This is a genomic window from Mucilaginibacter pankratovii, assembly GCF_014773265.1.
Classification (GTDB): domain Bacteria; phylum Bacteroidota; class Bacteroidia; order Sphingobacteriales; family Sphingobacteriaceae; genus Mucilaginibacter; species Mucilaginibacter pankratovii.
In genome coordinates, this window is record NZ_JACWMY010000001.1 from 404,359 (window position 1) to 419,052 (window position 14,694).

The following is a 14,694-nucleotide window of genomic DNA, read 5'->3' on the forward strand; positions in this document are numbered from 1 at the left end:
CTCTATTATTTAAAACAATTTTCCGCTCTTTTTATTCACTAAGTATGATCACAGTAGTAGGTATTTTCAACGAAGAACGCCTGGCCGAAGAAGCAGGCTCGTACCTGTTGGCGAATGAATTCACCAACGAAAACATAGATATCCACACCCATGGCAATCATTCGGATGATTATGGCCGGGTAAGCGACTTTTTCAGCCATCTGCTGGATGATGAAAAGCAAGCGGCGCATTTTGCCTCACTCGGGCGAAACGGCTCCATCGTTACGGTTCATGCTCTATCGACAAGAGAAGCGCAGGAAGCTGCTGACGTATTAAATAATTACGGAGCGATAACTGTTAACGCCGCTGATGACAGCCCATTGCAAAGCCAGTTGATAGAGCGGATAGTTGATGACGGTAAAAGGCTGAGAGGAAACAAGCCGCTTATTGATTAATTTCGCTGGCCGCCTTGTCAACATCTGTTGGATTTAGCGCTACAGCCTTTAATCAGACGTTCTTTTTTATCTTCCATTTGAGTTGCTTTAGTTGTTAACCGCTAACGCTTATATGATACCTTACTTAATCGGCAATGAGGATTGATTTCGGTTTGTAGTAACATGTTATACACCGTTGACCTTAGCTTTAAGCCGTATTTAGCCTATGACCCCAAGGGGAGATAGTTCCTTTGTTTTAATTGTTTGATTGTTTTTCTGACAGTTCTTTCAGCCTGATTAACCAATTCTTAAGATCTTTACGAACCATATTAGGCGCAAAAATTTTCTCCATTTTTGTTTTAGGCCCATTTTGGGATTCGTCTGAAATAACCTTGCAGCCTTCTGCGGTTGGGATAATCATCCATGCATTATAAATGGTAATTTTTTTATTATCGGTTTCCCCCAGCCAGGCTACGTTATAAGGAGGTTTGAATTCCTTTATAGTTGACGTGAATTTACCTGCCGGAGACCAGATAAAAACACTGGATGAATTAAGCTTACCATCAGGTGAATTTAGCAGCTTAATACCTTCAGCTTTTTTGTTCAATTCCGGCCATTTGGCAGCATTGATGAAAATATCCCAAACCACTTGAGGCGAAGCTTTAATGTCTATTTCGTTGTGTATGAAAAAATCAGACTCAGATGGTTTAAACCCTTCCGGCCATTTGATTTTATCGGAATAAGGTAAACTTGACTGAACTACTTTTTTGTGTGAATAACATGAGGAAAGTAGCAATGACAGACTCGTTAAGCTAACGATTATAAATAATTTTTTTGTTTTCATTGTATTTGTTGTTTTGATTGTGTGGAATATTTCATTTATAACTTAGTTCTTATTGTTGACTGGCTAATTTCTTTTTAATCTTCATCATAATACTATCAGGCACAAAACCTGGGAGTTTAGAGTTAAACCAGTTTTGAAAACCAACTACTTTTTTTCCATTCCCTTCCAATAGATGCTTTACACCCTGTACTGCCACTTCTTTGGGATGCATTGGTTTGGTTTTGTGAAGATTTGTAGATTGCATCTCATTTGTCGTAAAGCCAGTATCTACGGTGCCGGGGTAAAGAGAAGTAATGGTAACACCAGTGCCGTCTAATTCGGCATCAAGTGTTTCACTAAATGCCTTTACAAAAGCCTTGGTGGCAGAGTAAACAGAAAAATACGGCATTGGTAAAAATGCAACCACCGATGCCACGTTCATAATTCTGCCAGACTTGCGGCTGACCATATCTTTTGCAAAGAGTTTGGTAAGTACTACCAAACTGGAAATATTTAATTGAATCATGCTTAGTTCTTCTTCCAATGACGTTTCGGTAAAATTGCCATAGTTGCCTACACCTGCATTATTGACCAGGTGTGTTACCAATAAATTTTCCTGTTGCACCTTTTTGTAAAGGTCTTTAGCCGCATTTACATCAGAGAGATCTGCAACAAAATACTGAACCAAAATGCCATACTTGTTTATCAGTTCTGCCTGCATTTGCTGCAATTTTGTTTCGGTACGGGCAACCAATATCAGGTTTAAACCTTTGGCTGCTAATTGATTGGCCATTTCATAGCCAATACCGGATGATGCGCCGGTGAGCAATATGTATTCTTTCATGTAGATTAAAATTTATGTTAGTGATTTTTGATTTTTTAAAATGTGTTACTTAATGAGATTTTTAAAGTTCTTAAAGCGTGTTTTTTACAGTTTCTAAAAAACAGTTATTTCATTTCCATTTATGAGTTCTAATTCAATGATATCAGTCATTTTCGATGCTTGGGGGTATCAGTTTATACATTACCGGCGTTACTATCCTCGATAGTATAGTGGAACTGATTAAGCCACCTATCAGTACGATAGCTAAGGGCGCAATAAGCGGGTTAGGATTCAGGGCAATGGGTAGCAGTCCGCAGATTGCCGTTATGGAGGTAAGCACAACCGGCAGAAAGCGGGTTTCGCCGGCCATATGGATCGCCTCATCTATGCTATGCCCTTCCGCACGTAACTGGTTGGTAAAATCTACCAGCAGCAGCGAATTTTTAACCTGTATGCCTGATAAGCCGATGAAACCGATGATGGATACCAGCGACATGGGGTTGCCGGTTAAAAGCAGAAATACCACGCCACCAAGTACCCCCAGGGGTATGATCGATAGCACAATAATGATCCCTTTGAACGTTTTAAACTGCAATAGCAAGACCGCGATAAAAAGAAAGGCGCTCAATATAATTACGGAAAGGAAGTTGCCGCCAAGTGTATCGCCTTCTGACTCGGCCTCGCCGGAAAGCTTGTAATAATAGCCCTGCGGCATCTTTAATTTATTTAACTGCGGAACAACGTCTTTCAAAATATCATTGGCCAGTACATGCTCTTTCGTAAGCGACGTAACCTTGGCAAACCGGGATTTATTAAAATGGTTGATCGCCGTAGGCGAGGTTTCAAAGGAGATCGTAGCGATCTGGTCTACCAGTACCGGGGTGCCCTGTACATTATTGACATAAAGTTTTTTGAGTGCATTTAAATTGGAAAACTTGTCCCTGGGCATGGTGATCACTACGTTGCGTGAATCGCCCCGGTCATCAATGTAGTCCCCTACGGTTAACCCGGCGACTGCCAGGCGTACCACTTTGTCCACGTCACTGGTCAGGACACCTAAAGTACGGGCCTTTTCTTTATCGATCTTGATTTTAACATCCGACTTATAGGTATTGAGTTCGTTGTTGACGAAGAAAGTGCCCGGATGTTTCCTCAGGATATCTTCCACTTTAAATGAAAGGGACCGTAAGGTATCCTGGTTTTCACCAAATACTCTTACTACAATATTCGCTTCTATAGGTGTTCCCTGTTCAAAATCTTTGATCTCGATCCTGGCATAAGGGAAATCGCTGAACTTCTTTCGCAGTCGTTTAATCAGTTCCGTCTTTTCACCGGGACTTGCCTCTTCGCTCAATTGAACGAATACCTGGGCAAAGTCGGGCTTTACATCCTGCTGGTGTACATTGTAATATATTTGTGGGTTACCCTTACCTACGTTAGAGGTGTAATAGACAATCTCTTTATGCTTTTTCAATTCTCCTTCTACCAACCTGGTCGCCCGGTCACTTTCGGGGATATCTGCCTGTAATGGCATTTTAATATTGATCAGGAACATCGGCTTTTCGGAAGTTGGGAAAAGCTTAAATCCGGTTAATGTAAATAGGAAAAAGGCAAGCCCGCTTAAGGCTAATGATATCCCGATAGTGGCTTTAGGCCATTTTAAGGCAAGCGGCATGACGCGGCTGTAAGATTTGGTCAAAAATCTTTGCAGGTGCTTTAAGAAGAAATTACCCTCACCATGCGTATGCGTTTTTAACATCCGGCTACCCAGGAAAGGTACAAGCGTTAAAGCTACGATCATGGATGCCAGCACACTGGTCATCACAGCCATCGGCAGGCTACGGATAAATTCACCGGCAATATCGGGTAAGAATGCCAGCGGCAAAAACGCGATAACCAGCGTTGCGGTACAACCAACAACCGCCGCACCGATCTGTTGCGTTCCTTTGAATATGGCATCCATTCGCGAATGCCCTTCCCTGAGCCAGCGTTCAATATTCTCCACCACCACAATACTGTCGTCCACCAGTAATCCTAACGCCACCACCAGGCCAACAATACTCAGCTGGTTTAAAGAATAGCCTAACATGTTTAAGGCAATGAGTCCCAGGGCTAAGGAAAGCGGGATGGAGATCATCACGATGAGCGATGCCCTGAAGCCTAAAGGAAGAAGGGTTACTACCACCAGCACGATAGCCAGCCCAAAGTCAAAGCCAAGATGGCCTAAACGTTCGGATACCATATTGGCCTGGTCGAAGTTCTGGACCATGCGGATATTCTCCGGCAGGGTTTTGCCAAACGCTTCCAATACCGGTAAATATTCTTTCTGAACGCTGGCTATATTCACCTTATCTTTCATTGCCGCTGTAACCAGGATGCAACGGTGACCGTTTATCCGTGTGATATGGTTCACCGTGCCGTCCTTATAACTTACCGTGGCCACATCTTTCAAATAGATGATCTTACCATTGGCATTATAAATAACCGTATTGGCTACATCATCGGTGTTTTTGAATTTGCCGCTGGTTTTTACATTAAACACCTTGCTATCCAGGTTAATGCTACCTCCGGGGATATCCGCAGCCTCGCTTTGCAAACTACCCATCACCACGTTAAGCGGTATCTTCAGTTGCGCCAGCTTATCCAGCTGCATATCGATGCGAATCTCCTGCTCGGGCATACCAAAGTATTTCACCTCTTTCAGGTTGGTGATTTTTTCTAACTGCGTTTTTAAGATGTCTGCTTCGTCCCTGAGCATTTTACCGGAAGCATTGTCAGAAACCAGGGCAACCTGCAACACCTTTACATCCGACGATGAAACCTTTTCTGTTTTGATCAGGTAGATATCCTTGGGAAGTTCGCTGTTCTTTAAAGCATTGATCTCCGTGGATATTTCCTGGTATTTATTGTCTACACCGTATTTAAACTTTGGCTGGATAACCGCTACGCCGTCTTCTACGGTCGTCAGGATCTTTTCAATATTTTCCAGGCCGTAAATTTTGTTTTCGATAGGTTTTACCACCTGCTCTTCCATATCCTTCGGACTGGTGCCCGGGTAAATAACCGTAATGATATATTGCGGTGCATGCGTGGTCGGGTCTTCCGAACTGGGCATGGTAAACAGCGTAAGTACGCCGACAACTGCCACTAAAAGAAATATGATCAGCGTGAACTGATAGTTCTTGACTGCAAAATTGGTGATCTTCATGGCCTTACTTAATAATTTTAATAAAAGATTGTTCGTTGAGGTAGGCGCTGTTGGAAACTACGATCTGGTCTATACCCTCTAATTTATCTTTGAGGTACACGTTTTCGTTATCAAACTTCAAAATGTTTACCGGTACGCGCTTCACTCTGTTTAATCCTACGGTCGTAAATACAAATCCTTTGTTGCCGTCGGCCTCTACCAGCGATGCATATGGAATGACCATGACGCTTTCATCCTGATGGGTGGCTATTTCTGCTTTCCCAAACATGCCCACGGCAGGCTTCACGCCGTTTAATAGCAGTTTCAGTTCTATCTGGAACGAGCCCAGTTCGCGGTCTGCCGCCTGAGACTTACGGAATACGGTGGCATCAAAAATTTGACCGGCATAGCCGTCGAGCGTTACTTTAGCGGTTTGTCCAGGCTTGATGATGGCCCATTCCCGGTCGGTCACACCCACTTTAAGAGAATAACTGTTATGTTGCTCGGTTGAATTGATGAGCAGAACCGGCGTTCCTTCTGCAATTACTTCTCCTTCATTCGCTATTTTCTTGCTTACAAAACCGTCAGAAGCAGCATATATTTTAGAGTAGCGCTCGTTAAAGGCTGTGGCTTCCATGGCTTTTTTGGCAACATCCAGCGCTGTTTTGGTATTCTGCAATTGTTCCAAAGTGTAAACACTGTCTTTGTAAAGATTCAGTGCCCGGCCATAGTCACGTTGTGCCTTTTCTACACCCAAACTGGACTGGGCTAACCCTGCCGAAATTTCGGTGGAATTGAGGGTTGCCAGCAATTGTCCCTGCTTAAAGGACTGGCCTTCCTGTACCATGATGCGGCTGATCACGCCGCCAATCTTAAAGGCATATTTGGCTTCATCTTCCGTGCTGACGAGGCCGGTGGCCGTAACGCTGTCAGGCACGCCTAAAACAGAGACCCTGGAAACCTTAACGGAAATAATATCCGGTTCGCCAATTGGATTTCCTTCCTTGTGTTTTTCTTTGCAGGAAGCCATTATGGTTAACGCTGCTATGATAATGCTGAATAGTTGTAAGTTTTTCATGATTGTTTGTTTTTTTAAGGTATTCAAGAGCCCTTCGGGGTTTTTCATGATCTTATTTTTATTGAATGGTGAAACTGGCATTGGCACGTTCGATGGCGGCGTCTGCTATCCAGGTGTCGTAAAGGGATATATTAGTTTTAAGCTGCGCATCTATCCATTGGTTCTGGGCATCCAACAGTTCTATGTAAATGGCCATTCCCTGTTTGTATAGCTTTAGCATATCCCCGTAATAGGCCTGGCTGGTTTTTAATTGGGATTGTGCAGCCTCGTACTGCGCAATGGCACTTTGCATACTGGCCTGCCGAACTTTAAGTTCGGTAAGCAGTTGCTGCTGTACGTAATCGGTTTGTGAGGCCAGGGCATTCTGATCGGCGATCGCCTGCTTCACCCGATAATTGTTTTTGCCGGAAGAAAAGAGGTTCCATTGGAGAGAGACGCCAAACAAGTAGTAACGGCTGTTATTGTTGAACTTCCAGTCGAAAGCCTGCGAACCCAGGTCGATAAAGGTTCCTAACTTGGGGACGATATAGGATCTGGCCAGCCCGGTGAGGTTGCCGTTAATATCTTTAGCTATCCGCAATTTTGATAACTCTTCTCTGCCGGTAACGCTGTTTCCCAGCAATTGTTCCCTTGCAGGCAGTGTTTTAATATCATCTAAAAGTACGCTGTCTGTAAGCGGTCGGTTAAGCAGGAAGTTAAAATAATAACGTGCTGATTCCGCTGTTTTTTGGGCACTGATAAGCGATGCGTTGATCCGCGACACTTCGTTTTGGCTTCTGAGCACCACCGTCCGGTTTACCTTGCTGTTTTCATACAGTTTGGTATTGATCCTTTGACCTTCATAAACCAAACGAAGTGAAGATTCGTAAATACCGGTGGCGTACACGGCTTTCTGGTAATTGTAATAAGCCGTTTTGATCTCTTTGACCAGTTCGCGCTTATAAAGCAACACCTCGGCTTTTTGCAGGTCTACCTGTTGCTTTTTTATCCGCTTGTTATAGATCAGTTCCGCATTCAGGATGGGAAGTGTCGTGCGGAATTTAGCATCGTAGAAATTGTCTGGGTTGAGTTGGATCTTTTGGTTTTGCAACTGCGGAAAGGCGTTGCTGCCCGTCAACCGGTTTAGTGTAGAGTAGACTCCGTTAAACAGATCGCCGGTCGGGAAATCTATCGTACGCCCGCCATCAGCTTTCGTGTAGGTGGTGGAAAAGGTAACCTCGGGCAAAAACATGCTTTTGGCTTCCTTCAGCGCGTAGATGTTTTTTTCGAGTACGAAGTTTTGTTGCATTATACTTTCGTTAGAGGCAAGGCCCTGCCGGATATACTCATCCAGTTTGCCCTGAGCTTTTGCAAAGGGTGCAGCCAGTAAGGCCGACGATAAAAGCAAAAGTTGATAAAGTGTTTGATTTTTAAATTTCATTTTTAATCATTGTTTTAAATTTAAACAGTGTTCAATATATTTATAAAAAAAAGGCTTAGCTTTTTTCGAGCAGGGCCACAAAAGACTCGTATCCGTTCTGCATCAGTTCTTCATTGGTCTTGCCGATAAAGCTTGAATTGCGGTGTTTGCAAAAAAGCGCGCAGATGCCATGAACCACCGAGATGATCAGAAAAGTAAAGTATTCCGTATCCATATCCCTGAACTTCCCTTTTTGCTGACATTCCTTTACCATTTCCTGCATATAACTGATCGCTTCTTCTGCGATCTGAAATCCCTCGGACAACGAATCTTTAACCGGTTCGTCAACAATAAACATCAGGTTATAATAATCTTTGTTCTCCTGGGCAAATTGAATAAAAACACGCCCGGAAGCTTTTAACCGCTCGAAGGGGTCCCCAACATTGTCCAGCACTTTTAACTGGTTCAATAACAGGCGAAAACCTTCTTTATGCAATTCGTGGAAAATTTCGCTTTTATCCTTAAAATAGAAGTATAGCGAGCCCGGACTATAACGGATCTCCTGTGCAATACTCCGCATGCTGGCCTGTTCATAGCCCTTCTCCAGGAATACTTTGCGCGCACCGTCAAGGATGCGTTTATGCATTTCCTGCTTCTCTTCCAATTTCCGTTCTGCTATGCCCATTCTAAATTACTAATTTACAAACATTAAGATTGCCGGCCATGTGACCAATACTTTTTTCATGATAACTTGATCTAATGTTAAACCCATACAAATCTACTGAACAGTGTTCAATAAAACAAAAGTATTCCCCTGTCGCTTTAAAATCTGACATTAAAACCAGAAAATATTAGCCGCGAAGTCTCCGCGTTAAACCGTTATTACTCAGCTTGCCACAAAATATTTTGGGGATTTTATTTTCTATATATTTTTTACAACTAATTGAAAATAACTTATGTTGGCTATTTGCCAATACAAAACTTACTAAATATATTCTCCAGCAGATCGTCAGTAGTTACCGCACCTGTTATTTCGCCAAGGTAATGCAGGGCTTGCTTGATATCCATTGAAAGGAAATCGGATGTTACAGAATCCACACCGCTCAGCACGCGGATAAGGGCTTCTTCGGTTTTTTGGAGAGCCTCCAGGTGGCGGATATTGGTTACCAGGGTTTCGTGGCCGGTGAGCTGCTCTTTTATCGCTGCGCCGTATATCTTTTGCTTCAGTTCCTCTATATGCTGCTTTTCCTTTGCCGAGATCACAATGGCGTCCTTTGGCAGGTTGGCAATTTGCGCCCCGGTTAACAAGTCGGCCTTATTAGCAACAATAAGCATGGCAACGCCGGGTTTTTGCAGGCTTTCTAAATCACTGTTCAGTTCCTCAGCTGTTATCTGCTCTGCATCGAAAACGTAGAGCAACAGGGCACTTTGGCTTATTTTTTCCATGGTGCGCTGTACGCCTATTTGCTCAATCGCATCCGTAGCTTCGCGGATGCCGGCGGTATCAATCAGGCGGAAGTTGATGCCTTTGATATTCAATACCTCCTCTATCGTATCGCGTGTAGTGCCGGGGATATGGCTCACAATTGCACGTTCCTCGTTCAGCAAAGCGTTTAACAGGGTTGATTTACCGGCGTTCGGCCTGCCGGCAATTACGGTATTTACACCGTTTTTGATGGCATTGCCCAACTCGAAAGATTGTATCAAACTACCTATCACTTTGGTGATCTCGTGGATTAGTTTTTTCAGCTGATCGCGGTTGGCAAATTCTACATCTTCCTCGGCAAAATCAAGTTCCAGTTCTATCAGCGAGGCAAAAGTTACCAATTGATCGCGCAGGGATTGGAGCTGGCTGCTAAAACCGCCGCGCAGTTGTTGCAGGGCTATTTGCTGTGATGCTTTGGAATTAGAGGCGATGAGATCGGCAACGGCTTCGGCCTGCGACAGATCAAGTTGCCCGTTCAGGAACGCGCGTAGTGTGAACTCGCCTGCTTTGGCAGAGCGGGCACCGTTTTTGATGAACAGCTTAATAATCGACTCGATGATATAATTACTGCCGTGGCAGGAGATCTCTACCACATTTTCGCGTGTATATGATCGCGGTGCTACAAACAACGAGGCCACCACCTCGTCCAGCACCATATCGCCATCCATAATGCGGCCGAAATGCAGCGTATGCGATGCCTGTTTGCGGAGATCCTTTCCTTTCCAAACTTTTTGGGCAATAATAATAGCATCCGGCCCCGAGAGGCGGATAACCCCTATTGCCCCTATTCCGTTAGGGGTGGCAAGCGCTACGATAGTTTCTGTTTCGTTGGTCATTGGGTCATTGGGTCATTGGGTCATTGCCAACCACCTACAGCAAAAGTCGCTATTTAGCATGAACGGGGCAAGCACCCGGATATTAAAGTGTCCCACTTTGCGAGTGGGACGCCTTGTTTTTGATTATTATTGATTATCAGCGCTTTAAACAAAATCAGTGAAACACCTTGGGACATCCTGTTCTTTAAATACCCCATTCATAGTATTCATTATCAATAACTTACACAAAACCGCATAAATAATAAATTATGCAATGAAACACTTACGAATAAGTCATATTTCGTAAACCGCACTCAAAAATAATGACTTAATGACCCAATGACTCCATGACAAATATTTACCTTCGCCCTAATTATGGTAACTTTTTTCGAAGCTTCACTTGATACAATTTCGGTACACCATGTGGGTAACCAGTCGCAAAACGAAATGTATTCCTTATCTGACGTGCCCCTGGAGTTGAAGGATGATATCATCCCCAACCTGCTGATGCAATATTTTTTAAAACCTTTTGAAAAAGCCAACGAGGTTTACCACCTGATGCACAGCAGCGGCGACCTGGCCCTGAACGAACTGCACCACTTTGCCACCATGGCTTTTGAGGATAAAGAAAAGTTTCACGAAGCATCTGAACAGATAGCCAAGCACCTTTACAAAGTAAGCACGCATCCCAACATCAAAGGCGGTGAATTGTATGTGGTATATTTTAATGAGGTGCAGATAGAAGGTAATCCGCTGGATGCCATTGGCATCTTTAAATCGGAAAATAAGGAAACGTACCTGAAGGTTTACCCCGATAAGGGCGGTTTCGCGGTGGATTACGAGCAGGATGCCATCAATATTAATAAGCTGGATAAAGGTGTGCTTATTTTTAACATCGAAAAAGAGAACGGCTACAAGGTGGTGGTTATTGATAAAACAACCGGCGGCCAGGAAGCAGCGGTGTATTGGAAAGATGAATTTCTGCAGCTGAAGATCCGTAACGATAGCTACAACCAAACCAGCAATACGCTGGGCATCTACAAAAACTTCGTGACCCAAAAGCTCGACGACGAGTTTGAAATGAGCAAAGCCGATAAGATAGACCTGCTGAACCGCTCCATGAAGTACTTTAAGGAAAAGGAAACCTTCGACCTGGATGAGTTCGCGGAAGAGGTGATCAGTAACCCGGAGGCTATTACTTCTTTTAAAAACTTTAAGAACCAATACGAGGAAGAATTTGATACCCCCATTGGCGATAGCTTCGAGATCTCGGGCAACGCCGTAAAAAAACAGGCACGAATTTATAAAAGCGTGTTAAAGCTGGATAAGAATTTCCACATCTACATCCATGGCGACAATAAACTGATAGAGAAGGGCTTTGATGATGATAAAGCGATGAACTATTATAAGGTTTATTTTAAGGAGGAAGCATAGTTAGGATTGCACCGATTAGTATCTTTGTGAAAGATTATGATTTACAACCTGTTAGCATTGTTGCCCATTATTGCCCATTTGGTGTTGGCCGGGTATATAGCTCGTAAAATAAGCAGGTCGATTGTGCTTACTAAGAAGCAAAAACGCCTGAATATTTTTCTTGCAGTGACAATTCCGTTCGCATGGTCTATACTGATGTATTATATACTAAAGAAGGAACCGAACTACTTCGATAAGCGGAAGCGTATAACAAATGATAAATGGATGGAAGTAGAATTCACGGGCAATCCATAATTATCGTTACTATTTTTCCCCGGCGTACGCCAGCTTCATAAAACCAATTACTTCTTCATTCAACTCTTCCGCATTCAGCATCCTGAGATCCTTATACAGCGACAATGGCTGATAGTTTAGATCAAAGTTCGTTATAAACCTGACCGACAGCCGAACCCTTCCACTCCCAAATCGAATACTCTTTTTAAATCCCCTCGTACCGCATTTGCGTAACTACTCATAACAATCTACCAATTGTTAAACTTTACGTGATAGCTGCTTTATACAACAAACATATTTACCTTCGCATAGCCACCGGCATGCTATTAATTATGCTTATAGGGCTTAAAACGGCTGCGCCGGTATTTATCAGCCTTAAACAAGTTGATAAAGAAAATACATCTGTTACCGAAAACGACGGGGAGAAAAAAGCAGAAACAAGTCCTTCTTTTGAAAAGGAAAAAGAATTTGCCGATATGAACAGGGCTATGGCGGTTCATTTACTTTGGCACACGCAAATTATCCATATCACGGGCTACCAAAATAATTACCTGGCAACTCATTTCTTAAGGGTCGCCTCGCCCCCGCCCGATCTTTATTTACATCCGATCTGCTGAACAAAAGCCAGTTAAAGGCAACCGACAACATTTACTGTAAATAAAAATCTATTATGAAAACATTTAACCTTCCTGTTAAGCTGGGCATCGTATGCGCTGCAGCTTTATTAATATTCGCATCATCCTGTAAAAACGATACCGGACCGTTCCCAACTCCTGTTACTATCGAAGAAACCGACGGCCCGGATGTAAATTTCTTTGCTCTTACATCAGATAACCGCTTACTTACGCTCAACGCGAAAGACGTATCTGCAATTGTTGCAACAGCACCCATCACCGGGCTGCAAACCGGCGAAACCATCTTAGGGATGGATTTCAGGCCCGCTACCGGGCAGCTTTATGCTGTGGGGAGCACCAGTCGCCTGTATATTATTAATACTACCACGGGCGTAGCGAGGGCCGTAAGCGCCACCGCTTTTACACCTGCCATTACTACCTCTATTTATGGTGCCGGGTTCGATTTTAACCCCACGGTTGACAGGATCCGTTACGTGGGTTACAATGGCCAAAACCTGCGCCTTAATCCCGAAACCGGAACTGTTGCAGCAACCGATGCCAACATTAACGGCTCTACCTTAGCGCCGGGCGTAAGCGCTGCAGCGTACACACAAAACCGTGCAGGTGCTGCAAGCACTATTTTGTACGACATTGACCTGAACAACGATAAACTTTACAAACAAGATCCGCCAAACGATGGCAAACTGGTTGAAGTTGGCGCTTTAAGCGTAAATGCCGAAGCTACAGGTGGCTTTGACATTAGCCCGGATGGCAGCAAGGCCTTGGCTATATTAACAGTGGCCAGCAAACAGGGGTTATACACTATTGACCTGGCTACCGGCAAGGCAGTACTTGTTAAAAACAGTTTACCCGCTACCATCATCGGTTTTGCCATACCAACCGAGCCGGTTGCTTATGCGGTTACTGTCAATACAGAGCTGGCTATTTTTAACCCGGCAAGCCCCGCCCCTGTGCTAAAAGCCATTGGCGGCCTGCAGGCCGGAGAGACTATTTTGGGTATAGATATGCGCCCTGTGAACGGCCAGCTATACGCCCTGGGAAGCACCAGCAGGTTATATACGCTTAATGCATCATCGGGCTTAGCTACACAGGTAGGTACAGGTACTTTAACTACTCCTTTGTTAGGTACCGATTTCGGTTTTGATTTTAACCCTACGGTGGATAGGATCCGCGTGGTGAGCAACTTGGGCCAAAACCTACGACTGAACCCGAATGATGGGGCTGTAGCAGCTATCGACGGCGCTATTAATCCAATCACCTCATCGGTAAGTGCATCTGCATATACCAACAACTTTGCAGGGGCAACAGCTACCGTTTTGTATGATATTGATGCAGCGGTCGGCAGGTTGGTTAAACAAGATCCGCCAAATAGCGGCACCCTGGTAGATGTTGGCGCTCTCGGCGTTACCGCAAGCATAGCCAACGGTTTTGATATTGGCAGCACCAGCGGCACGGCTTATGCCCTGCTAACCGTTGGTGGTGTAACCAAAGTTTACACCATTAACCTCATGACGGGCGCTGCAACAGCCGGCGCAACGTTAACCGGCAACGTAACCGCCTTTACAATAGGGTTAGGATTTTAATAATCCGACACCATTAAACAAAAAACGCCCGGCACTACACCGGGCGTTTTTTGTTTGTTTATTTTATTTCGTCGTGATACGCCAGCTTCATAAACCCAAGCACTTCCTCATTCACATCCTCCATATTCAGCATCCTGAAATGGTGATTGTATTGCTGCTGGCCTGGCACCTGCCCTACCTTTTGAAAACAAAGATTATCCGGGTACTCCTGCTTAAACGGGAACACGATATGGATAAAATTCTTACCCAACTGCGTTACCCAGGCAATACGGTGCCGGTTGTTGGAAATGCCTATCATTGTTTTAGTGGTCTCCACTTTTATGTTGCCTATCTTATTAAACTCCGCAATAAAATGATGGAACAGCATTAAAGTATGTGCCGATTTACCTGCGAGAAAGGCAGATAGCTGGAGTTCGTCGCCGGGTGTGGATGTGAAAACGGGCATACATTTTAGGAATTGTAACGTTTATCCAGTTCTTTTTCAATCTCCGCCCAATCGCGGGCCGGGGTTGTCCCATCAATAAACTCCTGCTTTCGCTTCAATAGCAGTTGGAGTTGCTCCTCAGAAATAATCTCATTTAGCATTTCGTCTTCCATACAATCACCATTTAAAACAAATATAGTTTTTTGCTCAAAGCATCCGTTGGGAAAAAAGAATTTCCTTCCCTTAACGATAGCGTCGGCTCGTTTCATCATATTAAAATCATAATCAATTTCCACAAAAGCAACAATGTTGCATTTGTGG

The 14,694-nt window shown here is 44.0% G+C and carries 13 protein-coding genes; 4 read left to right on the forward strand and 9 right to left on the reverse strand.

The window, feature by feature from the left end; genetic code table 11:
* Positions 1-44 precede the first annotated feature (44 nt).
* A complete protein-coding gene (locus IDJ77_RS01485; RefSeq protein ID WP_191187151.1) occupies positions 45-434 on the forward strand; it encodes a hypothetical protein in 390 nt (129 codons plus the stop codon).
* Between the two features lie 235 nt (positions 435-669).
* On the opposite strand, the gene IDJ77_RS01490 is transcribed toward IDJ77_RS01485, so the two are convergent.
* The 7 genes from IDJ77_RS01490 to mnmE all read right to left on the reverse strand — a co-directional run bounded on the left by IDJ77_RS01490 (position 670) and on the right by mnmE (position 10,045).
* Positions 670-1,257 (reverse strand): SRPBCC family protein, encoded by a 588-nt coding sequence (locus tag IDJ77_RS01490; RefSeq protein ID WP_191187152.1) that lies wholly within the window; start codon positions 1,255-1,257, stop codon positions 670-672.
* A 49-nt stretch (positions 1,258-1,306) separates the two neighbouring features.
* Positions 1,307-2,080 carry an SDR family NAD(P)-dependent oxidoreductase gene (locus IDJ77_RS01495; protein WP_191187153.1) on the reverse strand — a complete coding sequence of 258 codons (774 nt, stop codon included), beginning with the start codon at positions 2,078-2,080 and terminating at the stop codon, positions 1,307-1,309.
* A 142-nt stretch (positions 2,081-2,222) separates the two neighbouring features.
* Complete coding sequence (locus tag IDJ77_RS01500) at positions 2,223-5,267, reverse strand: efflux RND transporter permease subunit (RefSeq protein WP_191187154.1); 3,045 nt, start codon at positions 5,265-5,267, stop codon at positions 2,223-2,225.
* 4 nt (positions 5,268-5,271) lie between these two features.
* Positions 5,272-6,324, reverse strand: coding sequence for an efflux RND transporter periplasmic adaptor subunit (locus tag IDJ77_RS01505; RefSeq protein ID WP_191187155.1), 1,053 nt, complete (start codon positions 6,322-6,324; stop codon positions 5,272-5,274).
* 58 nt (positions 6,325-6,382) lie between these two features.
* The gene (locus IDJ77_RS01510; protein ID WP_191187156.1) at positions 6,383-7,744 is read right to left on the reverse strand and encodes a TolC family protein; all 1,362 of its coding nucleotides are present in this window, start codon (positions 7,742-7,744) and stop codon (positions 6,383-6,385) included.
* A 55-nt stretch (positions 7,745-7,799) separates the two neighbouring features.
* Positions 7,800-8,408 carry a TetR/AcrR family transcriptional regulator gene (locus tag IDJ77_RS01515; protein WP_191187157.1) on the reverse strand — a complete coding sequence of 203 codons (609 nt, stop codon included), beginning with the start codon at positions 8,406-8,408 and terminating at the stop codon, positions 7,800-7,802.
* Positions 8,409-8,686: 278 nt separating this feature from the next.
* Complete coding sequence (mnmE, locus tag IDJ77_RS01520; protein WP_191187158.1) at positions 8,687-10,045, reverse strand: tRNA uridine-5-carboxymethylaminomethyl(34) synthesis GTPase MnmE; 1,359 nt, start codon at positions 10,043-10,045, stop codon at positions 8,687-8,689.
* 354 nt (positions 10,046-10,399) lie between these two features.
* Here mnmE and IDJ77_RS01525 point away from each other — a divergent pair, with 354 nt between their 5' ends.
* From IDJ77_RS01525 to IDJ77_RS01535, 3 genes are all read left to right on the forward strand, one after another.
* Positions 10,400-11,458, forward strand: a complete 1,059-nt coding sequence (locus tag IDJ77_RS01525; RefSeq protein ID WP_191187159.1) for a nucleoid-associated protein — start codon at positions 10,400-10,402, stop codon at positions 11,456-11,458.
* Positions 11,459-12,000: 542 nt separating this feature from the next.
* The gene (locus IDJ77_RS01530; RefSeq protein WP_191187160.1) at positions 12,001-12,348 is read left to right on the forward strand and encodes a hypothetical protein; all 348 of its coding nucleotides are present in this window, start codon (positions 12,001-12,003) and stop codon (positions 12,346-12,348) included.
* 53 nt (positions 12,349-12,401) lie between these two features.
* The gene (locus tag IDJ77_RS01535) at positions 12,402-13,949 is read left to right on the forward strand and encodes a DUF4394 domain-containing protein (protein WP_191187161.1); all 1,548 of its coding nucleotides are present in this window, start codon (positions 12,402-12,404) and stop codon (positions 13,947-13,949) included.
* Between the two features lie 58 nt (positions 13,950-14,007).
* On the opposite strand, the gene IDJ77_RS01540 is transcribed toward IDJ77_RS01535, so the two are convergent.
* Positions 14,008-14,394 (reverse strand): DUF5655 domain-containing protein, encoded by a 387-nt coding sequence (locus IDJ77_RS01540; RefSeq protein ID WP_191187162.1) that lies wholly within the window; start codon positions 14,392-14,394, stop codon positions 14,008-14,010.
* A 5-nt stretch (positions 14,395-14,399) separates the two neighbouring features.
* Positions 14,400-14,645 (reverse strand): hypothetical protein, encoded by a 246-nt coding sequence (locus IDJ77_RS01545; RefSeq protein WP_191187163.1) that lies wholly within the window; start codon positions 14,643-14,645, stop codon positions 14,400-14,402.
* Positions 14,646-14,694 lie beyond the last annotated feature (49 nt).

What these genes read in the sequence shown, in the direction of transcription:
- IDJ77_RS01525 (WP_191187159.1), top strand. Translation starts at nt 10,400, where the DNA reads ATGGTAACTTTTTTCGAAGCTTCACTTGATACAATTTCGGTACACCAT.
- IDJ77_RS01490 (WP_191187152.1), bottom strand. Translation starts at nt 1,257, where the DNA reads ATGAAAACAAAAAAATTATTTATAATCGTTAGCTTAACGAGTCTGTCA.
- IDJ77_RS01515 (WP_191187157.1), bottom strand. Translation starts at nt 8,408, where the DNA reads ATGGGCATAGCAGAACGGAAATTGGAAGAGAAGCAGGAAATGCATAAA.
- mnmE (WP_191187158.1), bottom strand. Translation starts at nt 10,045, where the DNA reads ATGACCAACGAAACAGAAACTATCGTAGCGCTTGCCACCCCTAACGGA.
- IDJ77_RS01500 (WP_191187154.1), bottom strand. Translation starts at nt 5,267, where the DNA reads ATGAAGATCACCAATTTTGCAGTCAAGAACTATCAGTTCACGCTGATC.
- IDJ77_RS01535 (WP_191187161.1), top strand. Translation starts at nt 12,402, where the DNA reads ATGAAAACATTTAACCTTCCTGTTAAGCTGGGCATCGTATGCGCTGCA.
- IDJ77_RS01545 (WP_191187163.1), bottom strand. Translation starts at nt 14,645, where the DNA reads ATGATGAAACGAGCCGACGCTATCGTTAAGGGAAGGAAATTCTTTTTT.
- IDJ77_RS01510 (WP_191187156.1), bottom strand. Translation starts at nt 7,744, where the DNA reads ATGAAATTTAAAAATCAAACACTTTATCAACTTTTGCTTTTATCGTCG.
- IDJ77_RS01485 (WP_191187151.1), top strand. Translation starts at nt 45, where the DNA reads ATGATCACAGTAGTAGGTATTTTCAACGAAGAACGCCTGGCCGAAGAA.
- IDJ77_RS01540 (WP_191187162.1), bottom strand. Translation starts at nt 14,394, where the DNA reads ATGCCCGTTTTCACATCCACACCCGGCGACGAACTCCAGCTATCTGCC.
- IDJ77_RS01495 (WP_191187153.1), bottom strand. Translation starts at nt 2,080, where the DNA reads ATGAAAGAATACATATTGCTCACCGGCGCATCATCCGGTATTGGCTAT.
- IDJ77_RS01505 (WP_191187155.1), bottom strand. Translation starts at nt 6,324, where the DNA reads ATGAAAAACTTACAACTATTCAGCATTATCATAGCAGCGTTAACCATA.